The 16,801-nt window shown below is 63.0% G+C and carries 20 protein-coding genes; 9 read left to right on the top strand and 11 right to left on the bottom strand.

All coding sequences use genetic code 11. The annotated features are described in order from the left end of the window. Positions 1-59 precede the first annotated feature (59 nt). The 11 genes from RCH22_RS20080 to RCH22_RS20130 all read right to left on the bottom strand — a co-directional run bounded on the left by RCH22_RS20080 (position 60) and on the right by RCH22_RS20130 (position 8,343). The gene (locus tag RCH22_RS20080) at positions 60-848 is read right to left on the bottom strand and encodes a hypothetical protein (protein ID WP_327015349.1); all 789 of its coding nucleotides are present in this window, start codon (positions 846-848) and stop codon (positions 60-62) included. Next, on the bottom strand, positions 845-1,138 hold the full coding sequence (locus tag RCH22_RS20085; protein ID WP_327015350.1) for a hypothetical protein: 294 nt from the start codon (positions 1,136-1,138) through the stop codon (positions 845-847). The genes RCH22_RS20080 and RCH22_RS20085 overlap by 4 nt, the downstream gene beginning before the upstream one ends. Continuing rightward, complete coding sequence (locus RCH22_RS20090; RefSeq protein WP_327015351.1) at positions 1,135-1,932, bottom strand: replication-relaxation family protein; 798 nt, start codon at positions 1,930-1,932, stop codon at positions 1,135-1,137. Before RCH22_RS20090 ends, RCH22_RS20085 begins: the two co-directional genes overlap by 4 nt. Before the next feature lie 221 nt (positions 1,933-2,153). Then, the gene (locus RCH22_RS20095; RefSeq protein WP_327015352.1) at positions 2,154-4,310 is read right to left on the bottom strand and encodes a type IV secretory system conjugative DNA transfer family protein; all 2,157 of its coding nucleotides are present in this window, start codon (positions 4,308-4,310) and stop codon (positions 2,154-2,156) included. Next, positions 4,307-4,537 carry a hypothetical protein gene (locus tag RCH22_RS20100; protein WP_327015353.1) on the bottom strand — a complete coding sequence of 77 codons (231 nt, stop codon included), beginning with the start codon at positions 4,535-4,537 and terminating at the stop codon, positions 4,307-4,309. Before RCH22_RS20100 ends, RCH22_RS20095 begins: the two co-directional genes overlap by 4 nt. A 171-nt stretch (positions 4,538-4,708) precedes the next feature. Continuing rightward, on the bottom strand, positions 4,709-4,882 hold the full coding sequence (locus tag RCH22_RS20105; RefSeq protein WP_327015354.1) for a hypothetical protein: 174 nt from the start codon (positions 4,880-4,882) through the stop codon (positions 4,709-4,711). 33 nt (positions 4,883-4,915) lie between these two features. Next, on the bottom strand, positions 4,916-5,539 hold the full coding sequence (locus RCH22_RS20110) for an MT-A70 family methyltransferase (RefSeq protein WP_327015355.1): 624 nt from the start codon (positions 5,537-5,539) through the stop codon (positions 4,916-4,918). Further along, on the bottom strand, positions 5,536-5,769 hold the full coding sequence (locus RCH22_RS20115; RefSeq protein WP_327015356.1) for a hypothetical protein: 234 nt from the start codon (positions 5,767-5,769) through the stop codon (positions 5,536-5,538). Before RCH22_RS20115 ends, RCH22_RS20110 begins: the two co-directional genes overlap by 4 nt. Beyond that, positions 5,766-6,476, bottom strand: a complete 711-nt coding sequence (locus RCH22_RS20120) for a hypothetical protein (RefSeq protein WP_327015357.1) — start codon at positions 6,474-6,476, stop codon at positions 5,766-5,768. Before RCH22_RS20120 ends, RCH22_RS20115 begins: the two co-directional genes overlap by 4 nt. Further along, positions 6,473-7,555: a hypothetical protein gene (locus tag RCH22_RS20125; RefSeq protein WP_327015358.1), complete on the bottom strand. Its 1,083-nt coding sequence runs from the start codon at positions 7,553-7,555 to the stop codon at positions 6,473-6,475. The genes RCH22_RS20120 and RCH22_RS20125 overlap by 4 nt, the downstream gene beginning before the upstream one ends. A 5-nt stretch (positions 7,556-7,560) precedes the next feature. Then, entirely contained in the window at positions 7,561-8,343 is a 783-nt protein-coding gene (locus tag RCH22_RS20130; protein WP_327015359.1) for a hypothetical protein, read from the bottom strand. Between the two features lie 179 nt (positions 8,344-8,522). On the opposite strand from RCH22_RS20130, the gene RCH22_RS20135 reads away from it, so the two are divergent. From RCH22_RS20135 to RCH22_RS20175, 9 genes are all read left to right on the top strand, one after another. Beyond that, the gene (locus RCH22_RS20135) at positions 8,523-9,377 is read left to right on the top strand and encodes a hypothetical protein (protein ID WP_327015360.1); all 855 of its coding nucleotides are present in this window, start codon (positions 8,523-8,525) and stop codon (positions 9,375-9,377) included. Beyond that, complete coding sequence (locus RCH22_RS20140) at positions 9,374-9,592, top strand: hypothetical protein (RefSeq protein WP_327015361.1); 219 nt, start codon at positions 9,374-9,376, stop codon at positions 9,590-9,592. The genes RCH22_RS20135 and RCH22_RS20140 overlap by 4 nt, the downstream gene beginning before the upstream one ends. A 213-nt stretch (positions 9,593-9,805) precedes the next feature. Further along, positions 9,806-10,879 (top strand): hypothetical protein, encoded by a 1,074-nt coding sequence (locus RCH22_RS20145; protein WP_327015362.1) that lies wholly within the window; start codon positions 9,806-9,808, stop codon positions 10,877-10,879. Beyond that, entirely contained in the window at positions 10,876-11,736 is an 861-nt protein-coding gene (locus RCH22_RS20150; RefSeq protein ID WP_327015363.1) for a TauD/TfdA family dioxygenase, read from the top strand. Before RCH22_RS20145 ends, RCH22_RS20150 begins: the two co-directional genes overlap by 4 nt. A gap of 127 nt (positions 11,737-11,863) precedes the next feature. Further along, the gene (hisS, locus tag RCH22_RS20155; protein ID WP_327015364.1) at positions 11,864-13,159 is read left to right on the top strand and encodes a histidine--tRNA ligase; all 1,296 of its coding nucleotides are present in this window, start codon (positions 11,864-11,866) and stop codon (positions 13,157-13,159) included. Positions 13,160-13,204: 45 nt separating this feature from the next. Further along, the gene (locus RCH22_RS20160; protein WP_327015365.1) at positions 13,205-13,411 is read left to right on the top strand and encodes a hypothetical protein; all 207 of its coding nucleotides are present in this window, start codon (positions 13,205-13,207) and stop codon (positions 13,409-13,411) included. 218 nt (positions 13,412-13,629) lie between these two features. Further along, on the top strand, positions 13,630-14,130 hold the full coding sequence (locus RCH22_RS20165) for a hypothetical protein (protein WP_327015366.1): 501 nt from the start codon (positions 13,630-13,632) through the stop codon (positions 14,128-14,130). Then, on the top strand, positions 14,118-15,314 hold the full coding sequence (locus tag RCH22_RS20170; protein WP_327015367.1) for a hypothetical protein: 1,197 nt from the start codon (positions 14,118-14,120) through the stop codon (positions 15,312-15,314). The genes RCH22_RS20165 and RCH22_RS20170 overlap by 13 nt, the downstream gene beginning before the upstream one ends. Beyond that, positions 15,311-16,282 carry a methyltransferase domain-containing protein gene (locus RCH22_RS20175; RefSeq protein WP_327015368.1) on the top strand — a complete coding sequence of 324 codons (972 nt, stop codon included), beginning with the start codon at positions 15,311-15,313 and terminating at the stop codon, positions 16,280-16,282. Before RCH22_RS20170 ends, RCH22_RS20175 begins: the two co-directional genes overlap by 4 nt. Positions 16,283-16,801: the final 519 nt, after the last annotated feature.

A 16,801-nucleotide genomic window follows, 5' to 3' on the forward strand; every position in this document is an offset into this window, starting at 1 on the left:
TGCCTTCGGAGAACACCCTTTTCGGCCCGGTCTGTAGTCCCCATTGGGCGCAGACCGAGCTACTTATTGAAGACATAGAGGACCCCGTTCATCTCGACGATGTCGTAGATATCACGGGTCTGGGCTTCGATCAGATCGAGGTTCAGCGAGACGGCATCGGGCAGGATGCCGCGGTCGGCGGCGAAGTTATGAAGGTCCGTTTCCCACTCGTCGAGTTCGGTGAGGCCGTAGAGCGCCTCATCGATGGATCCGAAGCTGCTGATGTAGCTGTCGTGGAACGATTCGACCAGATTTGTAGCAGACGCGTCGACGTCGGCAAGCCTGAGAAAGGCGCGAAACGCGTTCGTGTCCGCAGTCGGCAGAAGCTCGAGTGCAGCCGCCAGCGCGGTGATCTCCGCTTCCGATTTGGTGGCGGGAACCTGGACGATCTGGCGCCTTCCACTCAGCTCGATGGTTGTCGGTACGAGAAGATGAGCAAGGTCCGGGGTTGGTCCGGAGGTCATGAAGCGACGGTCACTGCCGCGGTTGGTCTGCTCAACCAGATGCGTGCCGAACCAGTCGATCCACTCCCGGATCTCGGCGGGCGTTGTCGGATCGCTGTAGAGCGGGAGGTACTCCTCGCGGAGGGCCTCGTAAGTTCCTTCGCCGCTCCGTCCGAACTCGGCCAGCGCCGAACCGCGTCCGAGCGCGCGGCCCAACGCATGGGCGATCATGCGCGCCGTGAGGTGGTCGATCTCCCTTTGCTCGGTCTGTGCTGCGGTGATGCCTTCGACGATACGGCTCTCGAACCGATGGGCGGTTCGTTTCATTCGCTCGGGACTGGGTGTGAAGCGTTCCTGCTCGTTCATTGGTTGATGTCCTCGTTGGCGGTGAGGCGCATTTCGAGCAGGTCCCGCCAGATGCTGTGTTCGACGCTGAGCTGCAAGGTGCCGAGTTCGTCGAGCATGCCGGATCGGCGTTCGCCGGTACTGGCGTAGTGGGCGAGCGCCGAGCCTTCTCCTGGGTGGACTGCGGCTGCGATAAGGCGGGCCGTCCGTTCGCTGAGGTAATCTGGCTGGTCATATATGGACGCGTTGATCTGCCGCCGCGCGCGGTCGCTCTGGTCCGGGTTGCTGGTGGTTGGGGATTGCATTGTCATGTGGTTCCTCCTTTCGAGGTGTTAGGTGTGGGAGCATCGGGGGCGAGAACGCCGAGCGCCTCGTTTACGGGGATGACATGGAACAGTTCGGTGGTGAGCCTGGGCTCGTCTTGGATGGCGGTGCGCAGCTTTCGAGCCCGGGTCTCGTCTGGGGTGACCCAGACGACCGCCGGGAACAGGTCCCGCGTGGTCTGCTCTATGCCTGTCCGCCAGTACCGCTGATACGCGAGGCACTTTCGCAGCACGGCGGGCAGGTGCTCGGTGGCGAGGTCGACCTCGACGAACGCATGGCTCTCGAACTGGGTGTCGGCAGTCACCACGTAAAGGTCGGGCTTCAGCCACTTCGCCACTCCGGCCGCGTTCGTGTATTGCCGCCAGCAGTCTGGTTCGGCTTGGAGCTCCAGTAGCTCGACGCCCCCGGTTCTCGCTTGCTCGTGAAGCAGGGTTGCGAGCTCGGCGATGGCCAGGGTGTGGCGGGAGAACTGTGGCGATGGTTCGACGTAGCGGCGACGAGGTGTTTCGCTGCTGAGTCGGCGGAGCACTCGTTCGCCGGTCGCAGCGAGCTGCCAGACGTTTGCCGCTGAGCCTCGGATGCTGCCGCCGACGCGTCTGGACAGTCGGGAGATGAGGCCGTGCCCTTCGAGCCGGTTCAGGATGCGCACGGCAGTGCGTGTGCCCGAGGCGACGTTGGCGTGCTGGTGGAATCTGAGCCGCTGAATGTGTCGCGTTGAGAGCAGTCGAAACTGTTCGAGGTCCTTCAGTACCAGGAGATCGCGATCGGTGAGGAGCTGCACCAGTTCGCTGGTGGGCCGAATGAGGCGAGGACGATCAGGTACCAGGGGTTCCGCTGCCGGGAGCGAGATGGGATGACCCGTAAGGCGGGTAGTCCCATCCCAAGGTGCCCCCGAGCGGCCGCCACTTCGGGCCTTCTGGGCCTCTGTCGGTGCTGCGGATGGAAGGGCGAACGGAACACCGACGGGTAGAGCTGGCTCAGAGGTGAGCCGGTTCCGGGCGCTCATGGTCGCCTCGCTTTCCGGTGCGTGGCGGCGGGCGGCGTATCGGCAACTGCGGCGTTAACCGTCGCGGGCGGATCCGTGGGTCCCGTGTCCGGAGGCAGTTGGGCACCATACCGATTGCGGCTGTGCTGGCGCACACGCTCGAGTGTTCCGAGCGACGGCTCCGGAGGTAGAGTCCGGGCCGCGAACCAGCCGGTGGGTGCACCCTGGTCGACGAGGTTCACTTGGATCTCGTATGGCGGCAGGCTCATGAAATCTTCCGCGTCGAGGCCGGGAGCCATCCGGGCGAGGTCGCGGGCGTCATCGGGGCCGACAGCGAAGACGACCTTGCTGCGGGCGTTGGCGTCGAAGGCCGAGCGCATGCCGGACGGAAGCTGTGCCCGAAACTGGTGAGCGAGATTCCAGGACACCCCGTAGGAGCGGGAGGTGGCGAGGGCATCGGCGATTGAGGTCGGCAAGTTCAGGAACTGTTGCACCTCATCGATGTAGATCGATGCCGGTCGCGTCGTCGGATTGTGTTCCGATGCCCGCTCCAGGGTAGCCATCCAGAGTTCGGACGTGATGAGGCTGCCGAGGAGCTGGGCGGCACCAGGGCCGAGCAGGGCGTCGTTGAGGGGTACGAGCACGGTCTTGCCTTCCCGGAAGACATCACGCAGGCGAAAGCGAGGCCGGGATTGGCCGAGGACGGCTGCCAGATTTCGCCGCAGCACGAACTTGCGTAGCTTGTTCATTGGGGCGGCGATGACCGCCGCCCGGGCACCAGGAGTCATTTCCTCATAGCCAGCCCAGAATGACGCCAGCGTCTGGTCCTCCGAGACTGCTCCCGTCACCGAGCGGCGGAATGCAGCATCGGTCAGGAGTCGTGGGAGGTCCAGCAGCGTATAGGGGGTGCCCCGGGCCTCGCCGGCCCGGGCCAGCGTCAGCAGGCCGGCGTGAAGCAGATCCTCGGTGCGCGGTCCCCATCCATCCTCGAAGACGGCTTTGAATGCCGCCAGAATGCCGTCCACGACGACATCAGCGTTACGGCCCTCCGTGTCGAGTGGATTGAACCCGACCGGTTGCTTATCCGCCGCGTCGAGGATGACGATATCTGCGAGGTTCGCCTCGGGGATGCGGTCGGCGATGTGATCGATGAGCTGGCGCTTCGGATCGACGACAACGGCCGGGCGTCCGGCCTTGATGTCGGCTAACACCAGGTGGGCGAATACCATCGATTTTCCCGAGCCGGTCGGGCCGGTGACAACCACGTGCTGGAGATGGGCCTCCGGTCGAATCCCGACCAAGCGAGCGTCACCGGGTGCGGTCGTGGTGGCGAAGACGCTCTCACTGCGGCTGAGCGCCGCCGAAGCCGCCATCCGGCGCGGGTGTGGCCCAGGCAGCCCCGGAAGAAGTCCATCACCGACAGGCCAGCCGAGCAAGGGCACGAGTTCCGCCGCGCTGAGACGCAGCGGTGAGCGGCGCGGTGCATGGACAGCGTTGAGGAGGCGAGCATCCTCGCGGACGAGTTCCAGGCGAACACCCGGTGACTCGAGTCCCTTGAGGGCGCCCGCCAGTTCGAAGGCAAGGTTCTGCCTGCGTGATGCGGTCGCAGCCGAGACGCCGATTCGTATCATGACGTCCAGGCTCGGCTGTTCCGCCCGGCTACGGAGTCGGGTGCGCAGTTCCGCCGGTGCGGGGCTACTACCGCGGGTGAGCGCCGTCCAGAGCGACGTTCGGGTTGGATCCGACACCGTGGGCGACACCAGCTCCGGTCGATAACCTCGCCCAATGATGAGCTGCAGCACGATCTGCTCACCCGCGCGTCGTCCAGCCAGCGCCGCATGGACTGCGTGGACGATGTCGTCAAGCTTGCCGATATTGAGCGGCAGACCACCGGAACGGATGGTGACGCGTCCGGCTGACTGCACCGCAGTCCGTTTCGAGTCGTCACTCGTGCGTGAGCCGGGTAGCTGGTCACCAAGCAGACGGGCAAGGAGCTGCACCTTGTCGGGGCTTGTCCCAGCAAGGTACGAGATGCTCTCGTGGTCCGCGCGGGTCTCGAACGCCAGCGGGCGGGGAGTACCGGGCTGCGCGAGTCGGCTCAGCAAGCGCGTCACAATGTCTGCCCCGAGCGGGAGCGGCAGATACAGGCGGGTGAAGTCCAGCGGCGCGCTCATTCGGTAGCCTCGCCGGTCGTCGGAGCCGGGTCGGCCGGGGCGTTATCCGTCAGGTGTTCGTGCCCAGTTCTTGCCTCGTGTTCGAGTCGTGCTTGTTCGAGCGCGGCGCTGGTGAGGACTTTGGCCATCTGCTCAGGTGTCAGGTCGTGGTTGAGCTCGCTGAACACCCAGACGCGGCGTTCGGCTGTTTTGCGGTATCGGCGGCGCGGTGCGCGGTTGCTCGTCATGGTCGTCCTCCTTTCGGGTTAGCTTGGTGTTGCTTCTCTCGGTTGGTCGGTCGTGGGTATACGGCAGCCGCGCAGTGCGGTGGAAGATGTTTTATGAAGTACGGGGCACTTTTTGTCAATACACGTTGTGCATTCCGCAACGACTTGTCAGAGGTGATCGTGCTCACGGTTTCACCACCTGTCCCGACGAGCACGGACGATGTACACCAGCGCCCACGAGGCTGCTACGACTACTCCGACCAGTACGAGCCACCCCCAGAATTGGGCGAGAAGTTCGAGTGCGAGGTCGAGCAGCACGATGCCGCCGAGCACCAGTAGACAGAAGTTGAAAAAGCGCCGTGCCATGGATTTTGGGTCTTCCTTGCCGGTCGTCATGGCTCATATCCGCCCGTCTCCAGCAGGTAGGGTGGCGGCCTGATCGGTGAAGTCAGAGGGCACCGGATATCCCGGAATCGAGATGTCGGAGTCGATCATCTCGTTGCCCCAGACCGACCAGTCTGATCGGCTGTTGGGGCGCTGCCGAGCGAACAGCTCCAAGTACGGGCCGTCGAGGACCCGCTCGATGAGCGGGATCATTTCCTGAGGCTTGCGGCTGTGCTGCTGTCGTGGAAAGTGCAAGGTCGAACGCTGACCGTGGAACTTAAAGGGGGCTTTCCCCCGGGTGCCGTGCAAGAGCAGCTCGTGCGAGCCCCTGAAAAATTGGCCTAATCCCATGTAGTACTTGTCCCAGGCGGCGTTGGTCTTGTATTCGAAGCCCCAGGCCTTCATCACTTCCAGGCCAGCGGGCAGCGCCGCGTTGGTGACCCAGAGCAGTAGTGTTGCGTTGTCGTCGACGAGGTCGGCGACGGGCATGTTCTTGATTCGTTCGAGGGTCATCAGGTCGTAGTGCTTGACGGCCCCGCGGGCACCCTTCTGCTGAATGTCCCATGGCGGGTCCGCATAACAGACCGCAAATTTCTTGCTGAGCTTGGACGTCTTGGTGGTCGTGTCGTTGGTGTTCATCGGTTTGTTCCTCCTTTCAATTCCGGGCTCACATGGACGCGATGCGCGTGCCGCCGGGGTGGACGTATGGTTATGGGCTCTCGACGCGGTTCGCGCAATGTTCCGATCGCTCCAGGCAAGAAGCGATGCGACAGGCGATCGGAATACCGACCAACGGAGGTCGCGGCGTCGAAGTTCGCTTCGCCGTTGGCGGCGATTTCTGATGTTGTGAAATGAGCAACGATGTTCACGCTGTTGCCTCCTCGATGGCGGTTGTTGCGATGAAGCGGCGCCCGCGTCGACCGACTGTCAGTTCGCCGAACAGCGCCCGAGCAACCGCCCCAGGCGGGTCATCGTGGGCGATACGAAGGCCGACGATGTCGTGGCCGTCAACTGGCGAGGGGAGGCTTGCGTTCAACCCAATGGCGAGCATCGTTCCCGGAAAGTTACGTAGCCGCTCGAGGACGTTGTCGGTGTCGAACAGTTGCCAGTCCGTCAGCACGACCAGCCGAACCTCGTGTTTCGGGAAGCGTGCTGCGATGTCCTCCGCTCGGGTGAGGCCGGGGCCGAGGACGCTTGAGCCAGCCGCGCCGCGCGGTATCCGGAGGCCACTCGCGAGTTGTCCTTGGAACGAGGTGCTGCGCAACTTGCCGGGGTCGACGTCCCCTCGCGGAGTGTCGAAGTGCAGCACCCCGGCCAGGCACTTGCCGCAGGAACACCACTCCCGGAGGGCCTCGAATGCACGTTGAGCTTCCTGATACCGGTTACCGATGGGGTCGCCTCCGCCGGGCAGCGATACCGAGCCGGAGTCATCGAAGATGGGAAGCACCAGCCGGGGCTGGCGGGGGCAGAAGCCTGGCCAGCCCAGTTCAATGGGTGGTTCGTTCCTGCGCTGCTTGACCTGCCGCGGCATTTCGCCCACGAGGGCACTGGGTTGGAGGTGTGGCGTGAGGCTCATGCTCCGCTCCCGTCGTCGCGTGTGCGGCGTTCGACAACGGGCTCCGGTTCGGCGGCGGGGCCATGTCCGGCCACGCCTGGGTTGCGGCGCAGCACACGGTGCTTCAGACCTTCATAGGTCAGCTGTGCCGCCTGTCCGCGCGTCTCGTGCTCGTAACGGATCGACTCGTCCTCGGCGTGCTTCTCCAGCGCCGTTTTCAGCGGTGCACTCGCAGCGAGCGCGGTCTGGCGTTTGAGGGTGCGCTCATAGTCTTTCTCTGCAGTGTCGATTGCGTCGGCGATTTCATCGGTGACGATGTAGCTGGAGATGAAGCTGGCCGCGGCAATGCCCGCCGCCAACGCCCCGTAGACGAGGCCACTGAGCGGGCCGTCGATGGTCGAGCGCAGCGCGAAGATCCCGGTCGAGATCAATACCCCCACTGTTGCGCCTACGTAGACGAGTGCTTTGACGAAGTGCGTGCCGTCATCGGTGCCGTCGAACAGGTGCGCGAAGGGCTCCTGCTGTGTGGTGAGGTTGGCGCGTTCGATCTTTCGCTTGCCCGCCAGGCGCAGGTCTTTGATCTCACCGCCGACCAACCCCGCGGTGACGACCGCGACCCCGGCGGCCAGTGCTTGGGTGAGTGCGAGTTCAGGGATCTCGCCGTAGTAGATCTGCGCCCCAGCTTGTCCAGCGACGTCACCGAGCAGGAGCAGGCCGGTGCGAACCATGAACCAGGTCTTCTGGCCTTTCTTGCGGCGCACGAACGGACTCAAGGCTGCAACCGTGCGTTCCAGACGACGCTGGGCGCGTTTGACCAGTCGGCGGTGCCGGCGGCTCAGGTGCTCCGCCGTCTCGGCCTGCACCTTCAAGCCTGAGTGCGCAATCAGCGCCGGGCGGGACTGCAGGATGCCCTCTGCCTTCCACAGTGGTTCCTGCTCGCGCCCGAAGGCATCGAGCTCGTTCTCGACATGCAGGGCTGGCCCGGTGATGCCGTCGATGCGGTGCGCTTCATCAACCTGCTGGAGGCTGAGGGTGCTGTACTCCGTGACCCGCTCATCTGTCGGGTCGGTGGAGCCGTTGGTGTGCTTGGTGGGTGCCATGACGGTCACCGCCCCGCCGTGTAATCGGTCACGGAGACGCAGGTCTCCGCGCCGGTCTTTACGCACAGCGCGTTGTAGAACGCCACCAGCCCTTCGACCAGAGCGGACGGTGCCGGGTCGCCGTTGATCCGGCCGAGACCCGCGACCGTGATCGAAGCGCCAGGCAGCGCCGGAACATTGACCGTCGAGGCCAGGTCGGTCGCCTGCTCGGGGGCGAGCGCTTGGGAGGTGAGGTCGGTGCCGATGTTGTTCAGGCCATCGGTCAGTACATACAGGTGCAGCACATAACCGGTGCCGAGCTGGGCGGCATACTCGCCGGCCAGCCGGTAGACGGAGGTGATGTCCGAGCCGCCGCCCGAAAGGGCGGCGATGGCGTCACCGTATTTGGCGGTGACCTCGGCCATGACTTTCTCGACCAGCCCGTCAACTCGCCGCAGGCGCGCGTTGTCTGTCGCACCCGGCAACGACAGGTCGCCGTCATAGATGGTGACCGTCGCACCGCTCGAGGCGGAGAAGGCACGGACCAGAAGATGGCCGCCGCAGATAGCCGTGCGGCGCACCACGTCAGCGGTGATCGCCAGCCGTTCGGTCGCGATGGTATCGCCGGAGCTTGAGCCGCTGCCATCGATGTCGACGTCGGCAGCGACCTGCTTGTCGGGAGCGCACGCGGCGAGGATTGTCTGGTCGGGGGTGGTGGTGGTGTTCAGGGATGAGCATGCGGTGAGTGCGAGCGCTGCGCTGAGGGCGCAGACGGCCGCGCCGGTGCGCAGTACGGTGAAGGTGGTCAATTGTGTTCTCTCTTTCGTTCTTTCACGGGGACAGGGATGGGGATTGATTCGGCCAGGGAGCGATGCAATTGACGTTGCATCGCTCCCGCTCCGGCATATGAAGTTGTTGATTCCAGTCTGGTTCGCAGCGACGTTTGCGTCACTGACACGAAACTGACACCACGGGCAGGAGCCAACCAGTGAAAGACGACCCGACCCGGCTCAAACTTCGCGATGAGCTACGCCAGCTTCGACGCGGAAACGGAACCCTGTCCGCAGAACGAATCGCCATCTCCGAGGAGCTGGTTAATGTCATAGGCATGGGCAGTTCCGAGCAGGCGTACGCCACATTGGTGGACATGCTCAAGCGATATGCCGTCGAGCCGGAGGGCGACATGCGGGCGTTCCTGGAGACCTGCGGCGTCGGGCTTGAGGGCTACACGCTCAACGAGCGGCTCGACGCATACGCGGTCGTCCACTTCGTCGACCCACGCACGGCGCTCAGGCGCAGCGACCGCGGTGCCGACAAGCTGGCCACGATCTTCCGCGATGAGATTCTTTTCAACCGCCCATGGGGAAACATTATTCTCTATCAGTTCGGCAACCACGTGAATGCAAGCGTGGCACTTCATATCGCACCCCTATCCGAGTACAAGCCGCCGGCCGTCTGGATCAATGACGAGGAGTTGGAAGGCCTCGCATTCGAGTTCAAGGACGCCGGTGCCCCGACCGGATATCTCAGAGCGCTCGAGCACATAGACGGATACGAGCTCCAACGCGACAAGCAGTGGCTCTATAAGATAGATGTCAACTGGCGAATGCCGGTCTGGCCGAACTGGGTACTAGGCGCTCAAGTCGCAGACAATCGCCTTGTCACGAAACTCCAGACCCAGCGCAACTTCATGACCGAAGCGACCATCACCTGGGGCGGGACCGCCGAGGGCATGCCAGATGCGGGTGAACCTTTCTCGACCTTCTCGACTGATGACGCGATTGGCGCCGGCTTAGATGCTCTCGGCCAACCTCAAAGAGAGGAAATGAGCGGTGAAAGATGACCAGCGCCGGCCTTGACTCCCGCGCACCGCTCATCCGTCTCTGGCAGTTCGTCGGGGACCAACCCGAGGAACGAGACGTGTTGGTCGAACCAGACGAGACCTCGGCAGCAGAAACCACCAAAGATGAGTACAAGATGCGGCGTCATCGAATCACGATCGAAGTGCCAACCATGCGCGAAACACGGCAAGACACCATGCTCCTCGGGTATCCCTGAAAAGACGCGATGCGCCAATGCACACCGTGACGGTTGAGGATAGAAGGACTCTCGCTGCTCCTTACGGTCTCCGTTTCCACCTTTACCGAACAATCCTTTCAGTCGAATTGTTTGCGAGGCCAACCAAACCTTGACTGCTCAGATTCGCCCATCACTGCGGCGCGCCGTGGCATCATGGACCTAACGTCAGGTAGATCGGAGCAACGTCGAAGCATGAGTGATTACGCAACAGGTGTCGTGGTGGCTACCGAAGTCCGCGGGCCGCGCACAAAGACCGGATCGGGGTTCCTGCAGCCGAGCGTGATTGCCGAGTTCGACGATCTCTGGGACCGACCGGAACGGGTCGCCGTACCGGTGGCGCACCTGCGCCAGGCGGATGTCTGGTCACGCGTGCGGGAGCTGCCGATTGACCGCGCCGGGCTGGCGGAGGCAGTAGGGCGGATCCATCCGCAAGCGTACGTCGACGAACTCGCGCGCGATCCGATCCGGTCCGATCCGGCGCTCGACGCCTGCGCCGCGGTCCTGACGATGGGGAGAGCAGTCGCGCGGGGCGACGTGCGAAACGGCTATGCCCTCGTGCGCCCCGCCGGGCATCACGCCGCGACGTCCAGCGCCGGCGGTGGAGGCTGTGTGTTCGCCCACAGCGCGGTGCTCGCAAGAGAGCTTCAATCCCTCGGCTTCGCACGCGTCGCGATCGTCGACTGGGATGCACACCACGGCAACGGCGCCCAGGGCATATTCTGGGAGGATGAGTCGGTACTAACGATCTCCCTCCATCAGGACCGGGAAGCGTGGGTGTCTTCTGACGGTTCGGTGGATGCGGTCGGTGCGGGCCGGGGCAGTCTCCGGAATGCCAATTTGCCGTTCGCACCCGGCGCTGGCGGCGCTGCGTACGCGCTGGCGATGAAGTCGGTGGTGGCGCCGCTCTGCGCCCGATTCGTGCCGGATGTCGTGATCGTCAGCTGCGGGTTCGATGGATCGAACGTCGATCCAGCTGCACGACTGCAGCTGTGTGCGGCCGATTACTTTGAGATGACACGAATCGTGATGGCTATCGCTGACGCCGCCTGCGATGGCCGGCTTGTAATACTGCATGAGGGTGGGTACGCGGTGTCCTACGTGGCGATCTGTCTGGAGTCTGTGCTGCTCGCACTCAGCGGGGGGGAACCGGCGCCGGACCGGTACGCGGATCGGTGGGGCGAAGGCTTTGCTGGATCCCCGCGCGCGTCCGATTTGGACCTCGTGAGGGCATCGATTGAACGACACAAGCTGGATGTGCACCTGTGACGACTGTTTTCACGACGGTCCCGATCGGGAGGTTTGGCGCGGTCGTCGAGGGGATCGATCTTCGCGAGCCTGCAGACGACTCAACCGTACGACAGCTGCGGGAGGCGCTAGCGGAGTTTCAGCTGCTGCACTTTCGCGATACACGGATCGGCCCTGCCGACCAGCTCCGCCTGACTGCGTACTTCGGAGACCTCGATCTGGGGATCTCGCGCCGGCCTCGGTCGCATCAGGTGAACGGGTATCCGGATTTGTTGTACATTCGCAATTCTCCCGACTCACCGACGATGGAATACGGAATGGCCTGGCACTCGGACGGTCTGGCGTATGCGAGACGTCCGCACGGCGCCACGGCGCTGCACTGCCTCGAATGCCCCTCGGGTCCGGGGGGCGACACGCTATTCGCAGACCAGTACGGGGCCTATGAGTCGATTCCCGACGATGTGCGCCCGTCGCTTGACGGGCTGTACTGGTACCTCCCATCAATCGATCATTCGGAGGTCCCCGAGGGCCGGGGGCTCATTCAGCCGATCGTGCGCGTGCACCCGGTCACCGGGCGCCGGTTCATCTACTGCTCCCCGCAGGCGACTCGGCTCCGCGGCCTCACTGACGCTCAGAGCGACAGAATCCTGGGTATCGTCCATGCCTCGCAGGTCGAGGAAGAGTTGGTTTACCGGCATTCCTGGCGTTCGGATGACGTCGTGATCTGGGAGAACGCGTCGCTTCTGCATAACCGGGCCGAGGTGCTCGACTTTTCGAGCCAGGGGCTCCGGGAAATGCATCGCTCGGCGACGACAGGGGACGTCGAAGCGACGGAGTGCGAGGCCGTCGACGCTGTGAACTTCGAGCAACGCGCGTAGAGGGCGCGCGAACGTTGAAAAAACCACGACACTGGTATTATTGACCGAATCGTGCGCATGCTTTATAGTCATCGCCAGCATGAACAATCGACCGCCCCGAACTAACAGCCGAGAATCGAGTTCTGCGTTGCCCCTCTCTACGAAACCCTATCGAGGCACGCGGGACTTTCTGCCCGAAGAGATGTCGATTCGGACGCAAATCTTCGAGTCGTTATTCAAGACAGCCGAGCTGTTTGGGTTCGAGCGCTACGATGGGCCGATCATCGAGCCCGCTGCAATTTACGAGGCGAAGTCCGGCAAGGAGATCGTCGACGAGCAGATGTACCGATTCACAGACAAGGGCGGGCGCGAAATCGTCTTGCGACCGGAGATGACGCCGTCGGTAGCGCGAATGATCGCCGGCCACCAGGCCGATGTTGTCTTTCCGGCGCGTTGGTACTCGCACATCAACGCCCACCGGTATGAACGACCGCAACGCGGCCGAGTGCGCGAGCACTGGCAGCTCAACCTTGACATCTTCGGCAGCGAAGACCTCGGGGCAGAGATCGAGATGTTCGAGCTGATTGCCGCGCTTTTGAACGGGCTCGGTGCGGACCCCTCGATGTATGTCATCCGCGTGAACGACCGGGGCTTGCTCGATGCCGGGCTCAGGAACTATGTCCGTGTGTCTGACGAGAATCTCGCGGCCATAGGCAAAGTCATTGATCGCTGGGAGAAGATCGACGATGAACAGCGGTCGGAATCCCTGCGTGGTGCTGGTCTCGACCCCGAGCAGGACGCCCGTTTGCGCGCGCTGCTCGCCATGGATCTGGCGTCGTTTGTCGATGTCGCGGGAGAGGACGCAGCGTCCCATTCGCGGATCGTGCGGATCATAGGTGAACGGATGACCTCAGTACCGCTTGAGTTTTCCCCACACATCATCCGAGGATTTGACTACTACACGTCCACAGTGTTTGAGGTGTTCGACACCTCGCCGGATAACCGCCGTTCCCTGTTCGGAGGCGGGCGCTATGACGATCTCGCGAGTCTGTTCACTGACCGAAAGATCCCGGGTATCGGCTGCGGGATGGGCGACGTGACTGTAGTCGACTTCCTCACGACCCACGGTCTCCTTCCAAAGCCGGACTTCGGCCCGGACGTGTACGTCTTCGGGACAGGCGACGACCTGCTCGCGGACGCTCGTCGACTGACTAGAGTGCTTCGCGACGCTGGCATCCGCTCTGTGCCAGCCCTAGGCGCTATGACAGTACGCGCGGGGGTTAAGTTCGCCGACAGGACGGGCGTCCGATTCGCCGTGATCATCGGTGACAACGAGCAAGCATCCGGAAAAGTGTCGTTGAAGAACATGCAGACGTCTGAACAAGTCAGCATGCTAGAGAGCGACGTTGCGCGATTTGTGTCAGAAGCCTTGGCTGCGTCATAGAGCGGCTGTTAGTATCTCAGGCATACCAATGTGAGGGAGTGTCGAATGAGCCTTTCAACAAATGCTGTGGTCACCAAGTCCGAGTCGGCCGAAGTGCTGGCGTTCCGGACAGAAACGCGTTCTGTGGTGGTGGGTGACTCTGGCACGACGTTGTCATCGAGCGTCACTGGTTTGCGTGGTGGCGCTGTGCAGGTTTCCGGCTACTCGCTCGAGTTGTACCTCAACGCCTGTAGCCCGACCTGTCACGGCTGACCATTCCTCGTCGGGTTGGATGGTTCCTGCCGCGTGCCCTCGAGGCGCGAGCCATCTGGTTTGACCCTGAACCCTACGCAGAGCAAAAGGATTATCGCGAGCAAAAAGGGCTCATCCGCTTCTGTCCCGCGTCACGAGACTTCTCGAGCAGTCTTTACACGATTCGGAGCCCCTTTGATCTCCAGATGCACTGTGAGTTGACCCGCGACGGATGCACGGTGTCGGTGGGAGAAAAATCAAGCATCCGGGCCGACAAGCTCGCGCCGCTGCTCAAGGTGCATCCGCGTGAGGAGTGGCGCCACTCCGACCGCCCGCTCATGCAGATGATGCTGAACTACTACTTCATCTCAGACGACGATGTCGACATCCAATATCTCTCGCCGCTGACGACGACCTACTTCGAGCCGGCTCTGCCCGGGCTTGTGCTCCAGGGGCGCTGGAATATTCGCTCCTGGGTGAGGCCGGTGAACTTCGTCTTCGAATGGTGGGACACCTCGACCCCTCTGTTCATTGCGCGGGGCGCACCGATCCTCAACCTAATGTTCCTGCCCGGCCGGGGGGGCAAAGTGGAGTTGATCGAGGCAGAGGAGACTGATGAGGTCGTGGCGATGGCCCGTGGCGTCCAGAACGTTAACTCCTACATCAGGAACGTTGACTCGGTGATGCCGTCGCTCCTGAAGCGACGGCCAAAGACGCTGGTGAAGCCGTGGAAGAACTGAGCCGCCTCATCTTCCGCAGCGCACACGGGGACCGCTACCTGGAGGCACGCGATTCCGACTCAATCGTCGACGTGTGCCGACGCTACAGCTTGCCGGTCACGCAGGTCTCGGTATACCGGGAGGGTGCGCGGGGCCAGCTGACTCTGCAGGTCCGGCCCTATGATCGCCTTCTGGACTATCGCGGCGACGACATGATTGTCGTCATCCCGAACCGGAACATTGACTACCACGCGCTGCTCGGCGGCCGCGACGTCGTCCGCGAGCGACCCGACGCCTCGACCTGGATACGTCAGCGAGCCGACGACGGCGACGGGTTTGTCACAGAGTACCTCCGCCCGTCCGACGCGATGGATCTTGTCTCGGCTCAGGTTGCGACGGCACTCGAGGCCAGCGGGGTCAAGGACGAACCGCTCATCGTCGGGGTGAGTGGTGGCGGCGATAGCAATGCCCTCCTAGAGGCGATCGTGCGATCCGGTGTCGTGGCGAAGGAGAACATCCGACCAGTCATGATGCTCGGTATCCCCGACTGGGACCGTGGCTGGGAACGGGCCACCGCGATCTGTGACAGGCACGGCCTTGCTCTCCGCACCGTGCAGGAGGACGAGACTGCGAGGATTCTGGGATTCGTGGAACCCCATGTGGACTGGGTCACGGCGTTCGAGCGCCAGTTCCCTGGCGACGATCTGGAGGTGCTCGGAGTCTACGGCGTTCGACGTGTGCTCGACGCGGTCGCCCAGGAGCAGGGTGCCAGGCGGATCGTCATCGGCAGCAATCTGGAGGATTGTCTGTCCGACACCCTGTACTACCTGGCCGCAGGGAAGGTTCCGTTCCCCAAGCCCGTTGGCCGGATGGGCGAGGTCGAGATCCTTTACCCGCTCTGGCTCACGCCAAAGTCGTTGATTGACGGCTGCTTTCCGAAGTTCTCCCTGCAGAACTACGAGGCCCGGTACCCGAGCCGGATGTACGGCAGGGCCTACTTCTACTACCTGGCGCAGATGATGGTCGATGCCTATCCAGGGGCAGCGCAGGATCTGTTACGAGGTTCCAGCCGCCTCGCGGCGGAAAAGTTCGACGAGCTTCTAAATGATGACGAGTTTGGCACTCCTGTCGCCGCCCCCATTCCGCTGGATGTACGGGTCCGTCTGCGACGACTCTTTGGCCGTCAGGCGGGGGGCGTTCGATGACCCCCTCCGACTCCACGCCCCCGCAATACGACCTGAAGCGTCTGAAGTGGATGGACCCGACGTCGGCAGAGAGATTCCGTCGGCGAGAGCTCGAACTCTCCACGGGTGCAACTGACATGGACATTCTCGACGACATCGCCCGTCTGACCGACCGGCTGTTCGACGATCTATCAGTGCTCGGCCAGTCCCCAGAGGCCACAAGCCGAGGGGCTGAGGGCGATTCGCTCCTGGAGGTCGATTTGTCGAGCATTCGCGCTCGGCTGGCCCGAGCGCGCGACGAACTCGCGACTGGTTACTCCACGCTGCGGGCGGCCCGGGAAAAGTTCGTAGCCGAACAGCTCGAGGTGGTGCGGGCTGCGACGCGGCACGCGCCGACGCGGCTACACATCGGCTCTGGTGGGCATCGACTCGATGGTTGGGTTAACATCGACGCCGGGGGCGACGACTTGGCGCTCAACGTGAACTGGGGCCTGCCATTCCCCGACGGGAGCGTTGCGTTTGTCTACGCGGCACACCTCTTGGAGCACATGCGATTTCGCGATCAGGCTCCCGTCCTGGTGGCCGAGATCCTCCGTGTGCTAGAGCCGGGCGGAACCGCCAGGTTCGTGGTGCCGGATGTCGGTCGGCTCCTCGAGGCGTATGTCTCCAAGGACTCGGGCTTCTTCGCGGCGCGGAATCGGTTCTACCCGCTTAGTGAGGGCTTCGTCGCGGACCAGGTGGCCACCCTCGACTACATACTGCTGTTCTGCGGGGCGGACTCGCAAACGATGAATTTTAACCACAAGTTCGGGTACGACAATATTACGTTGCGCAAGTTGTTGATCGATGCGGGTTTCCGGGAGGCGACTGAGTCGGCATACCAGAGAAGCGCGTATCCGGAGCTGCGCGTCGATGACTATGGCTACAACGCGTCGACGACGAAAGGGGAGAACGAGCACTTTTCCCTCTTTGTTGAAGCGTCGAAGTAGAGATTTCATGCGCCTGGCAACATCGTGCTGACCATGGTGCGAAAGTATGAGCTGTACGTCGTCGGTACGTAGCCGAGGTACGAGAGATCCACCAGAAGTGCGTGGTGGATCTTGTCCCGCTGGGCGGGCGAGAGGTTGTTCAGATAAGACGCAGTAGTTGTGTTGCTGCCCCCAGTCCTCCGTGGTGCCTTTGATTGGCCCACCGAACAGCGCCATCTCGTGGGTCGCGGCCGGGAACTGGCCAATATCGCCAGACAGGACGCTCAGCGTGGATTTCTTGTCGAGGAGCGGGAGTAATTGCTTGGCAACGGCGTGCCCGTAGAAGTCGGTGCTCATCAGGTCGACATTGAAGAGGAGCGCCATCTCCTGTCGGTCGCCGGTCGTTGGAACGAGCACGGGACTCAAGGCATTGAGCATCACGCTTTTGGCCGGCGATGCAGTGGGGACAGTCGAGTCTGTATGGTCGATGAACGACGCGGAGGGTAATGTGCGGCTCTTCCTCACCGTGCCCGTTGCTGT

Source organism: Cryobacterium sp. GrIS_2_6 (assembly GCF_035984545.1).
Taxonomy (GTDB): domain Bacteria; phylum Actinomycetota; class Actinomycetes; order Actinomycetales; family Microbacteriaceae; genus Cryobacterium.